At 34.5% G+C, this 18612-nt stretch carries 12 protein-coding genes; 6 read left to right on the top strand and 6 right to left on the bottom strand.

Translation table 11 applies throughout. The features are described 5' to 3' along the window. The first annotated feature begins 100 nt into the window (after nucleotides 1-100). Entirely contained in the window at nucleotides 101-1384 is a 1284-nt protein-coding gene (locus FGM02_RS06755) for a cryptochrome/photolyase family protein (protein WP_139957540.1), read from the top strand. 15 nt (nucleotides 1385-1399) lie between these two features. Here FGM02_RS06755 and hemN read toward each other — a convergent pair whose 3' ends face one another. Beyond that, on the bottom strand, nucleotides 1400-2764 hold the full coding sequence (gene hemN, locus FGM02_RS06750; RefSeq protein WP_139957786.1) for an oxygen-independent coproporphyrinogen III oxidase: 1365 nt from the start codon (nucleotides 2762-2764) through the stop codon (nucleotides 1400-1402). Nucleotides 2765-2936: 172 nt separating this feature from the next. Between hemN and FGM02_RS06745 the strand changes: the two genes are divergently transcribed. Further along, complete coding sequence (locus FGM02_RS06745; RefSeq protein ID WP_139957539.1) at nucleotides 2937-4922, top strand: DUF4954 family protein; 1986 nt, start codon at nucleotides 2937-2939, stop codon at nucleotides 4920-4922. A 123-nt stretch (nucleotides 4923-5045) separates the two neighbouring features. Here the strand turns inward: FGM02_RS06745 and FGM02_RS06740 are convergent, their stop codons facing one another. The 4 genes from FGM02_RS06740 to nirB all read right to left on the bottom strand — a co-directional run bounded on the left by FGM02_RS06740 (nucleotide 5046) and on the right by nirB (nucleotide 10233). Then, a complete protein-coding gene (locus FGM02_RS06740) occupies nucleotides 5046-6386 on the bottom strand; it encodes a PAS domain-containing sensor histidine kinase (RefSeq protein WP_139957538.1) in 1341 nt (446 codons plus the stop codon). A 67-nt stretch (nucleotides 6387-6453) separates the two neighbouring features. Beyond that, nucleotides 6454-7038 (bottom strand): DUF4202 domain-containing protein, encoded by a 585-nt coding sequence (locus FGM02_RS06735; protein WP_139957537.1) that lies wholly within the window; start codon nucleotides 7036-7038, stop codon nucleotides 6454-6456. Nucleotides 7039-7187: 149 nt separating this feature from the next. Then, nucleotides 7188-7565 carry a nitrite reductase small subunit NirD gene (nirD, locus tag FGM02_RS06730; protein WP_139957536.1) on the bottom strand — a complete coding sequence of 126 codons (378 nt, stop codon included), beginning with the start codon at nucleotides 7563-7565 and terminating at the stop codon, nucleotides 7188-7190. Between the two features lie 154 nt (nucleotides 7566-7719). After that, nucleotides 7720-10233 (bottom strand): nitrite reductase large subunit NirB, encoded by a 2514-nt coding sequence (gene nirB, locus FGM02_RS06725; RefSeq protein ID WP_139957535.1) that lies wholly within the window; start codon nucleotides 10231-10233, stop codon nucleotides 7720-7722. Nucleotides 10234-11110: 877 nt separating this feature from the next. Between nirB and FGM02_RS06720 the strand changes: the two genes are divergently transcribed. Then, complete coding sequence (locus FGM02_RS06720; protein ID WP_139957534.1) at nucleotides 11111-11815, top strand: Crp/Fnr family transcriptional regulator; 705 nt, start codon at nucleotides 11111-11113, stop codon at nucleotides 11813-11815. A 75-nt stretch (nucleotides 11816-11890) separates the two neighbouring features. On the opposite strand, the gene FGM02_RS06715 is transcribed toward FGM02_RS06720, so the two are convergent. Then, nucleotides 11891-14263, bottom strand: a complete 2373-nt coding sequence (locus FGM02_RS06715; RefSeq protein ID WP_139957533.1) for an outer membrane beta-barrel family protein — start codon at nucleotides 14261-14263, stop codon at nucleotides 11891-11893. A gap of 351 nt (nucleotides 14264-14614) precedes the next feature. On the opposite strand from FGM02_RS06715, the gene FGM02_RS06710 reads away from it, so the two are divergent. From FGM02_RS06710 to FGM02_RS06700, 3 genes are all read left to right on the top strand, one after another. After that, complete coding sequence (locus tag FGM02_RS06710; RefSeq protein WP_139957532.1) at nucleotides 14615-15961, top strand: MFS transporter; 1347 nt, start codon at nucleotides 14615-14617, stop codon at nucleotides 15959-15961. A 248-nt stretch (nucleotides 15962-16209) separates the two neighbouring features. Beyond that, nucleotides 16210-16914 carry a Crp/Fnr family transcriptional regulator gene (locus tag FGM02_RS06705; protein WP_139957531.1) on the top strand — a complete coding sequence of 235 codons (705 nt, stop codon included), beginning with the start codon at nucleotides 16210-16212 and terminating at the stop codon, nucleotides 16912-16914. Between the two features lie 242 nt (nucleotides 16915-17156). After that, on the top strand, nucleotides 17157-18533 hold the full coding sequence (locus FGM02_RS06700; protein ID WP_139957530.1) for a CmpA/NrtA family ABC transporter substrate-binding protein: 1377 nt from the start codon (nucleotides 17157-17159) through the stop codon (nucleotides 18531-18533). Nucleotides 18534-18612 lie beyond the last annotated feature (79 nt).

Raw genomic sequence — 18612 nt, 5'->3', positions numbered from 1 at the left:
GAGTTTCTACAGAATCCCATCTATTCTACTTCTCTTTGCATCCCTTAAAAATATAAAAAACTCAAGGCTTCCCTTGCTGATTTTTTGTAATTTTATTTCCATGAATTGTACTTTTTTTTGGTTCCGAAGAGATCTCCGTTTACACGACAATAAGGCTTTATTTAAGGCCTTAAATTCAGGAAAACCGGTTATTCCCCTTTTTATTTTTGACACGAACATTACAAACCGACTTCCGAAAAACGATGCTCGTATTGGATTTATCCACCAACAATTAGCAGAATTAGATGCACAGCTTAAAAAAGCAGGATCTAGTTTACTCATTAAAAAAGGCAACCCGATAGAAATTTGGGAAACACTGACTCAGGAACATAAAATTGAAGCCGTTTATTGCAATAAAGATTACGAACCCACCGCAATAGAAAGAGATTTCAACGTAAAAAAACTCTTAAAAGAACAAAACATTTCTTTCTATCAAGAAAAAGACCAGGTCATTTTTGAAGAAAGTGAAGTCGTAAAAGATGACAGTAAACCTTACACTGTTTATACGCCTTACAAAAACAAATGGCTAAAAAAACTGGCTGTCACAAATATAGAAAAGTTTCCTTCCGAAGAACTTACGGCTAACTTTTGCAAAACGACTAGTACATTCCCTAGCTTAGAAAAGCTAAATTTTGAAAAATCGTCGATCCAAGTTAAAGCACCTAATTTTAATTTTTTGAATGATTATGACAGCATTCGAGATTTTCCTTTTATTGACAAGACCAGCTATTTAAGTCCCCATTTACGATTTGGCACTTTTAGCATTCGAGAAATTTTGCAAAAAGCCCAAGCAACAAATGCTGTTTTTTTAAGCGAATTGATTTGGCGAGAATTTTTTATGCAAATTTTATTTCATTTCCCGAGAGTGGCCAATGAAAATTTTAAAGTGAAATACAATCGTATTGAATGGAGAAATAATGAAGAAGAATTTAAAAACTGGTGCAATGGAACTACCGGTTACCCAATGGTAGATGCAGGCATGCGACAACTAAATAAAACAGGTTATATGCACAATAGAGTTCGAATGATTACTGCCGGTTTTTTATGCAAGCATCTTCTAATTGATTGGCGTTGGGGCGAAGCCTATTTTGCAGAAAAACTATTGGATTACGAGCTTTCTTCAAACAATGGAAATTGGCAATGGGCAGCAGGAACTGGTTGCGATTCAGCACCCTATTTTAGAGTTTTTAACCCCAGTGAACAATTGAAAAAATTTGACAAAGATTTGCAATACATCAAAAAATGGATCACAGATTTTGACGAACTAAGCTATCCTCAACCGATAGTAGATCATAAAACAGCCCGTTTACGCGCCATAGAAAGGTACAAAACGGGACTGCAATAATTTTACAATTTCTTATTAGACGGTTTTCGAAAACAAATTTGTTTGTGGTTTATTTTTCTGCAATAACAAATCAAAAGCCATGCAAATATTCCGCACAAACGGTCGTGCTTTTTCAGGTACCGACAAGCCGTTTTCATGAATTTCTAACAGACCGTCTTTTTCCATTTCTTCTAATCTAGACAATGCAGTTTGCAATTCAGGAAATTGCATTTCTATAGCTTCCCAAGAAGTTTCAAAATGACACATGATATTTAAAATATGTTTTCTGATAATCAAATCCTCTGGACTTAGCAAATGCCCTTTAAAAACGGGAAACTCTCCTTTCCCTACCAAGTCTTGATATTCTTTTACCGTCTTTACATTTTGCGCAAAGCTGTACCAAGAATCAGCAATAGACGACATTCCTAAACCGACCATCAATTGAGTTTTATTTGCTGAGTAGCCCATAAAATTACGATGCAGTTTTTTACTTACGGTAGACAAATACAAACTATCCGTTTTCAATGCAAAATGATCCATGCCAATTTCAACATAACCGCAATCTTCAAGCAATTGTTTCCCTGTTTCATACAAAGAACGTTTTACCTCATCTGCTGGTAAATCTTTTTCATCATACCCACGTTGTCCAACTCCTTTTACCCAAGGCACATGCGCATAACTGTAAAAAGCAATTCTATCCGGTCTCAATTCATTTGATTTTTCTATGGTAAACAGTACGTCTTCTAAAGTCTGAAAAGGCAGTCCAAAAACCAAATCATGGCTAATAGACGTATAGCCAATTTCTCTGGCCCACTCGGTCACATTTTTTACATTTTCAAAAGGCTGCATTCTATGAATGGCTTTTTGCACTTTCTCATTATAGTCTTGAACCCCAAAACTAACGCGTGTAAAACCTAAGTCAAACAGTGTTTGCAAATGTACTTTGGAAGTATTATTTGGATGTCCTTCAAAACTAAACTCATGCTTTTCATGTTTTTTTGAAACACTTAAAACTCCAGAAATCAATCGGTTTAAATTAAATGCACTAAAAAAAGTTGGGGTACCACCACCCAAATGTATTTCTCTAATGATTGGTGTTTCTTCAAACAAATCAACATACAGTTGCCATTCTTTTAAAACCGCTTCTATATACGGATTTTCAACTTCATGTCGTTTTGTAATTCTTTTATGGCAGGCACAAAACGTGCACAAACTCTCGCAAAAAGGAAGATGTATATACAAACTGATACCTTCAGCTTCATTGGATTCGTCAAAAGATTGTTTTGCTGTACGCAACCAATCATGCTGTGCAATACCTTCCTTATTCCAAAAGGGCACAGTTGGATAACTCGTATAACGAGGTCCCGGAATATTATACTTCCGGATCAATAAATTATTCATACCTAAAAATTCTTCAACAAAAGTAAAACCTGTTGTTCTTTTAATAAATGACAAATATCATATTGAAAAAAAAGCCCCCAAACTCACTTTTTTCACAAATTCATTTATGCTCTTTTTATATTTAGTATTTTTACTTTTTAAAAAAATTGCTCGCTATAAACAAACTATATCTATGTCAAAGTATCGCAACCTAAGCCCTGATGAATTAAACCTATTAAACCAACAAGGCTGTAGTGTTCTCAATTTGGAGACCTTTTGGATCACTGATAAAACAGACCTTTCAAGAATAAAAAACACTGATTTCTCAGGAAACATCAAATTAAATGAGATTTCAGGAAACAATACCGCTTACGGAAACATTACTAGGCCGAACGGGATTTACAATGCATTTATTCACAATTGTGAAATAGGAAACAATCCTTTTATAAAAAACACCGCTAATTATATTGCCAATTACAAAATTGGAAACAACGTAGTTATTGATAATGTTGGACACATAGCCGTAAATGGAATATCAACTTTTGGAAACGGTATTGAAGTGGAAGCTATCAATGAAGGAGGTGGAAGAGAAATTCCTATCTATGACAACCTATCTGCTCAAGTTGCCTACATTCTGGCCTTATACCGACATAGAAATGATTTAATTTCCAATTTAAAGAAAATGATTTCTGCTTATACAGAATCTATAAAATCGGATATTGGTACTATTGGAAACAATGTACGAATTTTAAATTGCCGTTCTATAAAAAACGTAAACATAGGGGATAATGCCAAATTAGAAGGCGTTGTTAAATTAAAAAACGGAAGTCTAAATTCGCACCAAGACGCACCAATTTATATTGGATCTGAAGTGATGGCCGAAAATTTTATTGTTAATAGTGATACAACAATTGATAACGCAACCATTCTTTCTAATTGTTTTGTAGGTCAGGGTTGTACCTTAGACAAACATTACTCCGCAGAACATTCTGTGTTTTTCGCCAACAGTCAAGGATTTAACGGAGAAGCCTGTTCTATATTTGCCGGCCCTTATACGGTTACCCACCACAAATCTACCCTATTAATTGCAGGAATGTTTTCATTTATGAATGCAGGAAGTGGCTCTAACCAAAGTAACCACATGTACAAATTAGGACCTATTCACCAAGGAATTATGGAACGTGGCGCAAAAACAACAAGTAATTCCTACTTACTTTGGCCTTCTAAAATTGGTGCTTTCACCTTGGTTTCTGGTAGGCATTACAAAAACGTAGATTCTTCCAATTTACCTTTCTCCTATTTAATTGAATCCAAAGATGAAAGCATGCTTTTTCCTGGTATAAATTTGAAAAGCGTAGGAACGGTAAGAGATGCGCAAAAGTGGGTAAAACGAGACAAAAGACACCCCGACTATAAAACAGACATTATCAACTTTAACCTTCTAAGTCCTTTTACTATTCATAAGGTAGCAAGTGGACTAAACACCCTTAAAAATCTTCAGACTTTATCAGGTAAAAAAGTAGCTGAATACAGTTATAGTGATATGAAAATAAAATCCAGTTCTTTGGTAAAAGGAATTGAATTATACGACATTATCATCAATAAATTTTTAGGGAATTCAATAATTAGTAGAATACACAAACAGGAAATAAATACTATTGACGACTTAAGAACATTGCTAAAACCTAGCTCAAAAATAGGAACTGGAAAATGGCTAGATGTTGGAGGCTTAATTTGCCCTGTAGAATCTTTGAATGATTTTCTTTGCAAGGTTGAAAAAAACAAAATTCATACACTTGAAGAAGTACAATCTGAATTGAATACAATTCATGAAAACTACTATGAATACGAATGGAATTGGGCGGTTTCTCTACTTGAAAAATTCTATAAAATCTCCATAGACACAATTACCTCAGAACAATATATTTCTATTGTTAAAAAATGGAAAAAATCGGTTGTAAGCTTAGACAAAATGCTTTATACAGATGCTCAAAAAGAATTCTCTCTTTCCACCCAAGTTGGCTTTGGAGTTGACGGTGATGAAAACGAACGTCATTTAGATTTTGCCAGCGTACGTGGCGAATTTGACAGCAACCCAACCGTCATGGAAATTCTAAACCACATCAAACGAAAATCAAAATTAGGAGATGAGGTTATAAAAAGAATCAAAAAACTTTAGCAATAAAAAAAACGAGCTTTTAACCAGTTAAAAAGCTCGTTTTTTTATTGTCCTTTTTGGATAGTTAAACTCCTTGAACTTATTTTTTCAACAGAATCTTACACTGAGTCTGAAAGAAAAAAACTACAGCGAAATGTTAATGGTAATTCGAGTTCCTTGTCCAACTACAGAATTCACAAACAACCTTCCGTCAATATAGTTAATGCGTTCCTTCATAAAAAATAAGCCCATACCTAGCCCTTTTTCTGAATCCTGAATAACATTAACATCAAATCCTTTTCCATTGTCATCAATCATTACACTCAATAATTCCTTTGTATGGGCTACAGACACCAAAACATAGGTAGATTCCGCATATTTTAAAGCATTGTTAATGGCTTCCTGAGCTACACGATACAAATTCGTTTCGGTCAAAGAATCAAAACGCTCATCAAAATCGGTTTTGTTTTCAAACAAAATATTTTTACCCGACAACTTTGAAATCTCTTCCGTCATTTTTTTAAGTGCTGGCGCAATTCCATGATCACTCAATTCTGGTGGCGTTAAACTAAACGTAACTGCCCTTACATCTTTTATCAATTGCCCAAAAACGATTTTTAAATCGGCAAACTTTTTTTCCGCATTTTCTTGATTCTTAACATCAATCGATTCAACACTAAACTTTAAGGCTGTCAGCATTTGACCAATACCATCGTGAATATCTTTTGCAATACGCTTTCTTTCCTCTTCCTGAGCTTCTACTATCTGACTGGCTTGATCTTTTTGCAGCTGAACGCGATGTTCGTATTCTCGTTCCTTGATCTTATCCATCTGACCTTGCGTCTGTTTTCTTTCGGTAATATTATTTCCAAGTAAAAAAAGACTTTGTTTCCCATGGGTTTGATTCATCGGAATAATGGTCAATTCTAACCACAATTTCTCTTGTTTTCTAGAAGTTAATTCTACCTCTCCAATCCAAATTTTCTGTCGGGTAGCTCGCATCAAATCGTTGATATTTTGTTGCTGACCTTCTTGTGTAGAGAGGAGTCTTTCTATAGAACCACGTATCTCTTTTCTATCTAAACCTAATAAATCACAAAACTTTTTACTCAAATAAACTACAGTACCATCTAATTTGGCACTGGCAAACAAAGCCGCATTGTCTATAACAAAATTCAAACTTTCCAATTCTTGGTAGGCCTGCTCTTTTAACTCGTATTGTTCTTTTAATTCTGCAATTTGTTTTTTATTATAAAGGTTGGATTTTACCAGTACATTGATCACTTTTTGAAAATATTTTTTAATGACAATTAGAATCAAAAAAATAAAAACAATAACCAACAAAATAGAAAGTGCAAACTCTACACGCAAGTAGGTAAGCACTATATAGAAAAAAACAGGAAACCCTGAAAGCAACAAAAAAGCTCTGATCAAGAGCTTTTTTAATATTGATGGGACACTGGTATATTCTTTGGTATTTTCCATGCTACAAAAGTATAAAAAACTAGGGATTCCATTTCCCTAAAAAAACGGAACAAAAAAAAGACTTCTTTTAAGAAAGTGCTTTCATAATAACAGCCAATGAATCTTTTGAAAACGGAATTTTCAAAGCTGTCTCATGACCTGTCTCAGACATTTTTTTCCAAGTCTTTTGTACAATGTCTAGTATTTTTTCTTCGGTATACTTCACTACAAAAGGGTCAAAATAAAACTCTAAAAACACCAAACATATCACATCTTCTAAAAGTTGTGTTTCTTCATTTCTTTTCAATTGTTTTTTCTCCAAAAGAAAAGCCACTTTTGCAATAGTATCTTCGTCATAGCCCACTTCTTTCAATATTTCAGAAGCAATTTTGGCATGCATTTTTTTCAATTCCTGACGCCATAATAAATAACCTGTTCTATTCATTTCATAAGAACTTCTTGGACTTTTCCAACGGCAAATATGCTGACAACGCGCTGCCAACTGAACAGCTTCTGATGCATTAGGAGCAAACTGACTTAAAACTTGAGTCATACGTTGGGCATATAAAATTTCTTTCGGAAATTCTTTTCCTTCAAAAACTTCAATTGTTGGATCTTCACTATTTGCTTGATCAAACAAGGCAATGGCTTTGCTAAACTTTTCTGATTTCATGAAATGATGGTATTTATTTTTACAAAAGTACTGACATTTTGACTAGTATTTTTTCTAAAACGCATAAAAAAAGCGTTAATGAAAATCATTAACGCCCGATTATAAAATTTAAACTTGGTTTCGACTAGCGCAACCTTCAATAAAAAAAATTATTCAGAAAATCCTAAATACACAAAACCCTCTTCAACTTTTACAGGATATACAGCAATTGCATCCAATTCTCCGTTTAGGTTTTCTCCACTTTCTAATGAAAATGTTTTTTTATGCAATGGACATGCCACTTTTGGCGTTCCACAATCATCACCAATCATTCCTCTAGACAAAACCATTTCCATTTTATGTGGACAAAGATTTTGACAAGCATACCATTTTCCTTCTCTTGTAAAATTAAATATCGCTATTTGCTTCTCTTTATATTTTACACAAGCCCCTCCATTTTCAGGAAATTTATCAATAGGAGCTGCTTTGAACCATACCTTTACTTCGTCGACATTTGTTGTAAAATACTTTTCTAATAGTGCTGACATATCTTTAATTTTTATTCTTTATTATTATTTCTACAAGAGGCGCACAATTCAAAACCAAATACTAAATTATCAAAGAATTTATTTTTGAACAACGTGCCACCTCTATCATAGAAATCAAACTATTTTTTAGTTGAGCAAACACTCAATTATATTTTTAAGCTTCCCATAGCTCTGGCATTTTTTGTTCTCTTAAAGGAACAAAATTCAGGTTTGAATCAATTTCTTCAGAGTTTACAAAATGACTGTATCTGTTTTGAATTTCAATATTTTCAATAGCCTCTTTCCACTCACACTTATAGGTATCTACCAAAGTTGCCATCTCTTTATCTAGGTCTTCACAAATACCCAAACTATCGTTTATGACTACATTTTTCAAGTATTCAATACCTCCATCTAATTTTTCTAACCAAGCTGCAGTACGTTGCAATGGCAAGGCTGTTTTTATGTAAAACATTAAGAATCGATCTACATATTTGACCACGGTAGCATTGTCTATTTTTTCAGCCAATAGTTCGGCATGCCTTGGATTGGCTCCTCCATTACCACCAACATATAAGTTCCAACCACCTTCAACAGCGATCATTCCAAAATCTTTACATCTTGCTTCCGCACATTCACGGATACAACCAGAAACTCCTCCTTTAAATTTATGCGGAGAACGAATTCCTTTGTAACGATTTTCCACTTCAATTGCAAAACTTACACTCTCATCCATTCCGTAACGACACCAAGTAGACCCTACACAACTTTTTACAGTTCTTAAAGACTTACCATAGGCATGCCCACTTTCGAAACCTTCGTCTATTAAATCTTTCCAAATTTTTGGCAATTCATCCAAACGAGCTCCAAACATATCAATTCGCTGTCCACCCGTAATTTTGGTATACAAATCGTATTTTTCAGCAATTTGTCCGATAACAATTAATTGCTTTGGTGTAATTTCTCCACCCGCAACTCTAGGAACAACAGAATAGGTTCCGTTACGTTGAATATTTGCTAAGAAACGGTCATTCGAATCTTGAATAACTTCTTGCTTGTTTGCCGTTTCGTTATAAATACTTGCAAATAAGGAAGCCAAAGCTGGCTTACAAATTTCACAACCATTTCCTTTTCCGTGTTTATCGAGCATCTCATCGTAAGATTTGATACCTTTCATGGTAATGATATCAAACAATTCTTGACGAGAATAATCGAAATGCTCACATATATTTTGTTTTACAATTTTCCCTGCAGCCTTTAAGGTTTCGTCTAATAAATCTTGAACCATTGGTTTACAACCTCCACAACCTGTTGTTACTTTTGTTGCAGCAGCCAAACCTTTCAAGGTATCTACACCTTCTTCAACCTTACAGCAAATAGCGCCTTTGGTTACCGATTCACAAGAACAAACAACAGCTTCATCTGGTAAATCTAATACCGAACCAAAACTAGCACCTTCTCCTCCTCTAGAACCTAAAATTAAATCTTCTGGATTTTCAGGAATTGCCAATCCATTTAGAAAAATTTGATGCAACATGCTATAATCACTAGCATCTCCTACCAATATCCCTCCTAATAAAGATTTTCCATCCTTAGAAACAACGATCTTTTTATAAACACCTTGAAATTTATTTTCATAAACGATGCTTTCTCCTTCTTTTTTCTCGTTTAAAGCATCTCCAAAACTTGCCACATCAATTCCACTCAACTTTAATTTTGTTGACATGTCAATTTCTGTTGGCATAGAAGCTTCTTCTCCAATAATTTGCGCAACGGCAACACCAGCCATATCATAACCAGGAGCCACCAAACCATAAATCATTTGATTTAACAAAGCACATTCTCCAATGGCAAATATATTTTCATCGGAAGTTTTCATATCGTTTGTCACCAATATACCTCCTCGGGTTCCAACTTCCAATCCACAAGTCTTAGCCAACTCATCTCTAGGTCTAATACCTGCCGAAACAAGTAGCATATCCACTTCTAAAATATCACCATTTCCAAAATCCATTCCTGAAATGGCAGTATCGCCTAATATTTTTTGTGTTCCTTTATTTAAAAGAATTTCAATACCAAGATCTTCTAATTTTCCTTGCAATACTTTACTCGCATCACCATCTAATTGTCTCGGCATAAGTCTTGGAGCAAACTCAACAACAGAAGCCGACAAATCCATATCCAAAATCGCTTTTCCTGCTTCCAAACCTAACAAACCACCACCTAAAATAGCCGCTTTTTTATTTCCACCTTGAGCTTTCAACTTTGCCGCATAAGCCAAAGTAGCATCTAAATCCTCTATTGTTCGATAAACGAAAATTCCTTCTTTTTCAATTTTTGGAATTGGAGGAACAAAAGCAGAAGATCCTGTTGCTAAAATCAAATAATCATAAGCATATTCAGCATCACTTATAGTTGTAATCGTTTTATTTTTTCTATGAATATCCGTTACTCTTTCGTTCGTAATCAATTCAATTCCATTCTCTTCATACCAAGATCTTGGTGCCATACTTAAACGTTCTGCATTTTGATCTGCAAAGTATTCACTTAAATGCACCCTATCATAAGCAGGTCTTGGCTCTTCACCAAATACAATTAGTTTATAGTTGGAGGCTTCAGCTTTTGCTACAAATTTTTCACAAAATTTATATCCTACCATTCCGTTTCCAATAACCAAAATTGTCTTCATACGTTTCGTATTTTATATTAACACTACAAAACTACGTAATATTACGTAATACTACTTAGCTATATTACGTTTTTTTACGCAGAAACATAATTATTTGGGTTTTTACAAAAAAAACATCCAAATAATACAAATACGTTAATTATACGCTGTTTTATTGATAAAAACAGACTTATACATATTGCTAAACCACAATGAAGCCTGTATAATACGTATTTACAAACTACGTATTATCAGGTTTAAACTTAACACAAAACAACAAATAAACTGAAAACAAGCGAATTGTGAATTCTATTAAAAACACACAAAGACTAAAATTTTGATTATTGCAATAACACTCAATACAGACAATTTATAATGTATAAAATGAACGGATTTAAAACAAAAACAACAATCTTACCAATCCGAAATAACAAACAGTACAAGAATCTAAAAAAATAGCTACAAACAAAAACCAAAACTATTTCGAATTTCATCTAGCAAAAAATAAAACTCAAATGCAGCACATCTCAACAAAAACAGAAAAACACACTCACCAAAACTCTTACCATCCCTGACAACACCTTCTTATTATATAGTACTATTTAAGACACACCGTTAAGTAAAACAGATTGTAATGCGAAAAAGCACTGCACCTCCCCATACCAAACTTAGCTACTTAAACCTTTATAAATCAACAAGAAAAACACCTATTTAAAGTACATCATAAAAGTAGAAACCCTAAAATCACCAACCATAAATCAGTTTTATTTACATCATTCAACCCGTATTTTTAGTAGTCCTTAACATAAATAAAACAATCTATTTAAGTATTAATACGTAATTTTATATTTTTTTACGTAGTTTTGCATATGTTTCATAAACTCTAAACAGATATGTTATGTCAGATTGTATTACTTGCGAAAACACAAATTGCTTGATTAAGAAAAACATCAAGAACCCTAATATTGAAAAATTTTTACTTGAAAAACATAACATCAAGTGTAAAAAATCACAACAGTTCATCATGGAAGGCGCTCCTGCGCACGGACTCTTCTTTGTAAGAAAAGGACAGGTAAAGGTTGTAAAGACCGGAATTTACGGAAGAGAACAAATTGTAAGATTTGCTCATGATGGTGAAATTATTGGACATAGAGGTTTTGGTTCTGGAAAAAATTACCCTATTGGCGCACTGGCCATAAGTGAAACTCATTTGTGTAATTTCACGAACGAAATACTTACCAAAATGCTTCATGAAATTCCAAACCTAACTTTTGATTTGATGCTATTTTACTCTGAAGAATTAAATAGATCTGAAACAAAAGTGCGAAAGTTTGCTCAAATGACGGTTCGTGAAAAAGTAATCGACTCCTTTTTATATATCAAAAGAAAATTTGGTCAAGATGCAGATGGTTTTTTCAAAATACAATTACCAAGAAAAGATTTTGCAGATTTTGCCGGAACCACTGAAGAACAAGTGATTCGAATTATTTCTAGCTTAAAAAAAGAAAAACTTTTGCGATCAAAGGGTAAAAAATTAGGAATTATAGACATCGATCTTTTGAAAAAAGAAATTTCTGAACACAATTACTTTTTAGATAGCTAATCTTCATTTATACAGAATAGGGAGTCGTTAATACCCTAACGACTCCCTATTCTATTTTAAGTTCACGCAAAAAAACTAACGCCGCTTTCCGGCATATTCCATTGCTTCTCCTTTTCCAAAACCATAGCTGAACCCTAAGGTCACAAAGCGCCCTCTATAGGCTTGGCTGTACACATAAAAATCTTCCTGAGCTACTTCAGACTCGCTAATTCTACTTTCAAACAAATCACGTACCCCCAAACTAAACACGCCTTTTCCTTTCATTATTTTTTTTCGCAAGCCCATATCTGCAAAAGCCTGTGATGACACAGTTCCTTGCACTGTTTTGTTTCCAGACTGGTAGCGTCCAGTGATTTCAAAATCAATATCCAAAAATAATTTCAATTTCGTTGTCAATTTCCCGTTCCATCTATCTGCAGAAAAATCAAAAACTTGTGCATCCAAACTTCCTTTTCTACTGAAATAATTGTAATTAAAATCTCCAGTAAATGTCAAATTTTGGGTAGGACTGAACTTGGTATTCCATTCTACCCCTGTACTTTTTCTTGTCCCTATATTTTCAGGAATCATAGTTGTAATATTTTCTTCCTCATCATACAGCGAAATACGATCAATAACATCTGTTGTATTGTGATGATACACCCCAAAATTCATAGACACTTTATTGAAATTAAAAATACTCGAAATCTCAAAAGAATCTGTAAACTCAGGCAATAAATCAGGATTTCCTTGTCGTATACTAAATTCATTTCTAACATTAAAAAATGGCATCAAATCCCACAACCTTGGTCGGTACACCCTTTTTGAATAGCCCGCTTGTACCGAAAACACTTCTGTAAACTTATAGGAACTGTGCATACTTGGAAATAAATTCGTAAAATTTCGACCATTCTCTTTATTCTCTTCTACCAATAAAGTTCCCAAATCTGTATTTTCCAATCGCAAACCTGCTTTCACTCCAAATTTATTGTTCTCATAGGCCAAGGTTCCATAAACACCTAATACATTCTGCTTGTACTCAAAAACATTGGTCAATGCAGCATCTGGAACATAGGCGCCATTTTCTAAATTAGACAAAGAATAATCATTCTCCACTTGTTGCATCACATATTGCGCTCCTGTTTCCATCACTACTTTTTCAGAAAACGGCTTGGTATAATCTAATTTAAACGTATAACTAGACTCCTTATAATTTGTAAATGTTTTTTGTTTCGCATCTGGTCTTGATCCTAACTCTGTTATATTTTCAAAATCTGAAGACTGATCTTTTCCAAAAAAACTTCCCAACGCACTAAAAAGCAAAGTGTGTTTTTCATCATCTTTAAAATCGCTTTTGTACTGAAGCTCGTATTTAAATTTAGGATTATCTGCATCGGTCACCTCTCTTCTAGTCCATTTATCAGAAACACCACCATCAACTCCTTCTTTTGTATAATTTGTTTCTGAAGGCTGTTCTTCAACCTCATAAGCATAACTTCCCGACAAGGTCACCACATTTCTTTCATTGATATGATAATCTGTTCCTAAAATTAAATTGTAAAATTTTTCATTTCGATACTCTACACCGCTATTTCTTATAATCGTATCTGTTACCAAGTTTTCATTTCTCTTATCAAAATAACTAGGCATCTCACGGTACCCCATTCCTAACTGACTAAACAAATTAAATTTCTCTGTCCTTCTATTTACACTTAAACCAACACTATGATTATGTGGCGTTCCTGTATTTATACTAATGGAACCATTTATACCTCTGCGTTCCTCTTTTTTTAATACGATATTAATAATTCCAGTAGTCCCCTCAGCATCATATTTGGCAGACGGATTGGTAATCACTTCTACTTTTTCTATCATTTCTGCGGTAATAGTCCCAAGTGCATTTCCTTCATCGCTCGCTATAACCGATGGTTTTCCGTTGATTAAAATCTGAACTCCAGTACTTCCTCGCAAACTAATAGCCCCTTCAATATTTACATTTACCGACGGAACATTATTCAATACCTCCAAAGCACTAACACCTGTACTGCTCAAATCTTTCCCTACATTAAAAACACGCTTATCTAATTTAAACTCTGTTTGCGATTTTTCTGCCCTTACCACTACCTCATTCAAAGATTCGCTATTTTCATTCAAAATAACATTCCCCAAAGCAACTTGACCGTTCGCTATTGAAAAGTTCGTGATTGTTTTAGTCTCAAAACCGATAAAACTAATTTCAACATAAAAATCTCTGCTCTTTATAGGGATAGAAAAAATTCCCTTTTCATTGGTAACTGTTCCTAAAATAGGTTTCTTGTCTTCACTATTCATTAAGGCAACCGTCGCAAATTCTATTGCTTGATTTTCAGCAGTAAGCACCTTACCTTTTACTTGAATAACATTCTTCTGTGCATTAACGGAGTTTAGCAGCAGCATAAAAAAAAAGACAAAGTAGGGCGTGTTTTTCATTTCATTTATTTTAAGCGATAAAATAACAAAAAATTCATTTAAAAGAGAAGGTCTTAACAAACGTTAACTTTCACAAAACCTCAGTTACAAACATGAAGAAAACCATTTTTAATTCTTTAAGAAAACTCTTCAACAAAACAAACAAACACAAAAATAAGAACCACCCCTAAAACTCACACAACTAACAATGAGTACATTAAAAATATTTCCTATTTTTTAACAGGTTTTTTATTGATTTTACATCGATAAAAACTCAAGTAAAAACTTGTTTTGACCTAGCGAACACACATATTACAAAACAAACTATCGAAATATCTTTGCTGTATCAGATTTACTAAAAAATTCAGCAAAATGAAGACAATTAATTTAAACAACGAAAAAGCCACTAGAATAAATTTATTCGACCTTTCCACGGTACAAATGAGAACCTTCCACCTTAGTTGGATCGCATTCTTTTTATGTTTCTTTGGTTGGTTTGCACACGCTCCTTTAATGAACTCTACTATTGGTCCGGATTTAGATCTTTCTAAAGCTCAAAAAATTACCGCATTTATTGCATCTGTAGGCGTTACAATTTTCGCAAGATTATTTGTTGGAAATTGGTGTGATAAAATTGGACCACGTAAAAGCTATGTATATTTATTAATTTTTGGTGCCATTGTAGTTGCCGGTTCTTCACTTGCCAACACTTGGGAAACCTATTTAATTTCTAGAATGGCCATAGGGGTCATTGGTGCTTCTTTTGTAATAACACAATACCACACTTCCGTTATGTTTGCACCCAACGTAGTGGGTATTGCCAATGCTACAACAGCAGGATGGGGAAATCTTGGTGGTGGTGTTACACAGGCCGTTATGCCATTAATTGCCGCAGCCATGTTGGCATTTGGTTTCGCTGAATCTGATTTATCAAAATGGAGACCTGCCATGTTTGTACCCGCAATTATAATGTTGGTTGTGGCGTATTTGTATTGGAAATACACTTCAGATTGTCCGAAAGGAAATTACGACGATCTTCCAACAGAAAGACCACAAGCTGCCGAAGGAGAATCTAGTTTATTTATGACCGCCGTTAAAGACAAAAGAGTTTGGATTTTATTTGCTATGTATGCCGGATGTTTTGGAATGGAATTATTTGTGAACGGAAGAGCCGCTACCTATTACCAAACACGTTTTTCATTATCTGAAACCTCAGCAGGTTTAATTGCTTCCTTATTTGGACTGATGAATTTATTTGCTAGATCGACCGGAGGATGGCTAGGAGATAAATTTTCTAAAAAAGGTGGATTGCAAGGCCGTGTAAAATGGTTGGTTATTGTGATGGTTATTGAAGGATTTGCCTTGTTACTTTTCTCAAGAATGGATGCCTTACCAATTGCCGTTGCTACCATGATTCTTTTCTCATTATTCGTTCAAATGGCCGAAGGAGCCACCTATTCTGTAGTTCCTTTTATCAATAAAAAAGCACTAGGTGCTGTAGCCGGTATTGTAGGAGCTGGTGGAAATGTTGGAGCTGTTTGTTACGCACAATTTTTACTAAGAAGCGGTTCTCCTCTTCAAGACTGTTTCTTCTACTTTGGATTTGTTGTATTGGCCATCGGATTACTTGGTATCGGAATAAAATTCTCTGCAGAAGATGAAAAAGCCGCAGTTGACGAACAAAACAGACTAGAAGCTTTAGAAAGAAAAGCAGCCTAATAAAACCTACCCCGAAAGATGGAAAAGCCTCACTTATTTAGTGAGGCTTTTTTATTTACAAAACCTACGAAAACGCAGTTTTATACATGGTAAAAAAGATTTATTTCAACTACACATACCCATACTATAAATCAGCAAATCAAAATATCTTTGTAGGGGATGTGAAGTTACCCCCAAATAAAACAAACATTTATCATGTGTAAGCATGACCAAATATCCTATTATTACTCTCAAAGAAATATAAAATTATGGCAGATTGTATCCATTGTGAAAACTTAAACTGTTTGATTAAAAAAAACAGCAAAGACCCGAAAATTGAAGATTTTCTAAAAAATAAGCACACCATAAAATGCAAAAAATCACAGCAGTTTATTATGGAAGGAACTCCTGCGCATGGTTTATTTTTCGCCTACAAAGGAAAAGTAAAAGTAGCCAAAACAGGAATAAACGACAGAGAACAAATCGTTCGATTTGCTAAGGACGGTGAAATTATTGGACACAGAGGTGGATTCGGGTCTTCAAAATACTATTCTATCTCTGCACAGGCTTTAGAAGACACCACCCTATGTTATTTTTCGAAAGATGATTTAAAAAACATATTACTTACCATCCCTAGTTTAACCTTCGATTTCATGTTATTTTACGCTGATGAATTAAGCGAAAGCGAAACCCGAGTTAGAAAACTAGCACAAATGTCGGTTAGAGAACGTGTTATTGACACACTTTTATATATGGATAAAAAATTCGGTTCTACAGACCAGCTTTTAAACGTGTTGTTAAGCAGAAAAGATTATGCCGATTACTCCGGAACTACCGAGGAACAAGTTATTCGAATACTTTCTACCTTAAAAAAAGAAGGACTTGTAAACGCCAAAGGTAGAAAACTAGGTATTCTTAATCACGAAGCTTTACGAGAAGAAATTTCCAAACACACATTTTCTATGACAAGATAAAATAAAGCAATTCACTAATTCACAGCCCATTCGATCCGTCGTTTGGGCTTTTTTATTACCAAACCTCAAATTTATTCCTATAGCAAACCTGCTTTTACGCAGTTTCTACAATGACTTATAACTCCTTAATAGTCGTGCAAAAGATTGTTTAAGCCTGTGAATTCACATCCTCTGAAAGAAGCTTCAAATCTATCTTTGTAACATCATCAAAACATAATTTGTAAATCTTTAAAATCAACAATATGAAAACAACAATCCTAAAACTAACAGCTGTAGCCGCTATAATGCTTGCTATTTCTTGTGGAGGAAAAGAAAAAAAGAAAAAAACAGAAGCAGCTAGCGCACCAAGCACCAGCACTTCTCTTGAAATTGAAAAACCACAATTAACTTTCGGATTTATTAAATTAACAGACATGGCTCCTTTAGCTATTGCAAAAGAAAAAGGTTTTTTCGAAGATGAAGGATTATTTGTTTCTGTAGAAGCTCAATCAAACTGGAAGAATATATTAGACCGTGTTATTGACGGACAATTAGACGGAGCACACATGTTGGCAGGACAGCCTATTGCAGCAGGAGCTGGATTTGGTAGACAAGCCGAATTGGTTACTCCTTTTTCAATGGACTTAAATGGAAATGCCATTACAGTATCTAACAATGTTTGGGAAGGAATGAAAGCCCATGTTAAAAAAGGACCTGATGGAAAACCTGTTCACCCAATTAGTGCAGAAGCATTAAAACCTGTTATTACAGACTACAAAAACAACGGTAAAGCCTTTAAAATGGGTATGGTATTTCCTGTATCTACTCACAATTACGAAATAAGATATTGGCTAGCTTCTGCAGGTATACATCCTGGAATGTATTCTGCAAGTAATATTCAAGGGCAAATTGACGCTGAAGTTTTACTATCTGTTACTCCTCCGCCACAAATGCCTGCAACTTTAGAAGCAGGAACTATTTACGGTTATTGTGTTGGAGAGCCATGGAACCAACAAGCAGTTGCCAAAGGAATTGGTGTTCCTGTAACAACCAACTACGATATCTGGAAAAACAATCCTGAAAAAGTATTTGTAATGACGAAAGAATTTGTTGCAAAATACCCAAACACAGCAGTAGCAGTTACCAAAGCATTGATCAGAGCTGGTAAATGGTTAGACACACCTGGAAACAGACCTGAAGCAGTAAAAATATTGGCCATGTCGCAATATGTTGGAGCCGACGAAGCTGTATTAGCAAACTCTATGACAGGTACTTTTGAATTTGAAAAAGGAGACAAACGTGAAATGCCTGACTTTAACGTATTCTATCGTTACAATGCAACGTATCCTTTTTACTCAGATGCCGTTTGGTTTTTAACTCAAATGAGAAGATGGGGACAAATTCCTACAGAAAAACCAGCTGCTTGGTATGCTGAAAAAGCAAAAGACATTTACCGTCCAGATATCTGGAAAAAAGCAGCCACCTTATTAGCTGCTGAAGGTAAAATTCCTGCAACGGACATCCCAGCAACAGACGGATACAAGCCCGCTACAAAAGATTTTATCGACGGAAAAACATTCGATGCCAAAGATCCTATTGGATATATCAACAGTTTCAAAATTGGAAACAAAGACAAATAAGTCACTAGTGACTACCCATAAAATAACACTTGAAATACCAGTTATTTCAAGTGTTATAATTCAAACTTACAATTGAATT

The organism is Flavicella sediminum, from assembly GCF_006381105.1.
GTDB classification, from domain to species: Bacteria; Bacteroidota; Bacteroidia; order Flavobacteriales; family Flavobacteriaceae; genus Flavicella; species Flavicella sediminum.
Note: the sequence above shows the minus strand (reverse complement) of the source record. Positions and strands in the feature narration are given on the sequence as shown.

Bases quoted from the DNA above. Each gene is read 5' to 3' on its own strand.
- FGM02_RS06755 (WP_139957540.1), top strand. From the start codon at position 101: ATGAATTGTACTTTTTTTTGGTTCCGAAGAGATCTCCGTTTACACGAC.
- hemN (WP_139957786.1), bottom strand. From the start codon at position 2,764: ATGAATAATTTATTGATCCGGAAGTATAATATTCCGGGACCTCGTTAT.
- FGM02_RS06745 (WP_139957539.1), top strand. From the start codon at position 2,937: ATGTCAAAGTATCGCAACCTAAGCCCTGATGAATTAAACCTATTAAAC.
- FGM02_RS06740 (WP_139957538.1), bottom strand. From the start codon at position 6,386: ATGGAAAATACCAAAGAATATACCAGTGTCCCATCAATATTAAAAAAG.
- FGM02_RS06735 (WP_139957537.1), bottom strand. From the start codon at position 7,038: ATGAAATCAGAAAAGTTTAGCAAAGCCATTGCCTTGTTTGATCAAGCA.
- nirD (WP_139957536.1), bottom strand. From the start codon at position 7,565: ATGTCAGCACTATTAGAAAAGTATTTTACAACAAATGTCGACGAAGTA.
- nirB (WP_139957535.1), bottom strand. From the start codon at position 10,233: ATGAAGACAATTTTGGTTATTGGAAACGGAATGGTAGGATATAAATTT.
- FGM02_RS06720 (WP_139957534.1), top strand. From the start codon at position 11,111: ATGTCAGATTGTATTACTTGCGAAAACACAAATTGCTTGATTAAGAAA.
- FGM02_RS06715 (WP_139957533.1), bottom strand. From the start codon at position 14,263: ATGAAAAACACGCCCTACTTTGTCTTTTTTTTTATGCTGCTGCTAAAC.
- FGM02_RS06710 (WP_139957532.1), top strand. From the start codon at position 14,615: ATGAAGACAATTAATTTAAACAACGAAAAAGCCACTAGAATAAATTTA.
- FGM02_RS06705 (WP_139957531.1), top strand. From the start codon at position 16,210: ATGGCAGATTGTATCCATTGTGAAAACTTAAACTGTTTGATTAAAAAA.
- FGM02_RS06700 (WP_139957530.1), top strand. From the start codon at position 17,157: ATGAAAACAACAATCCTAAAACTAACAGCTGTAGCCGCTATAATGCTT.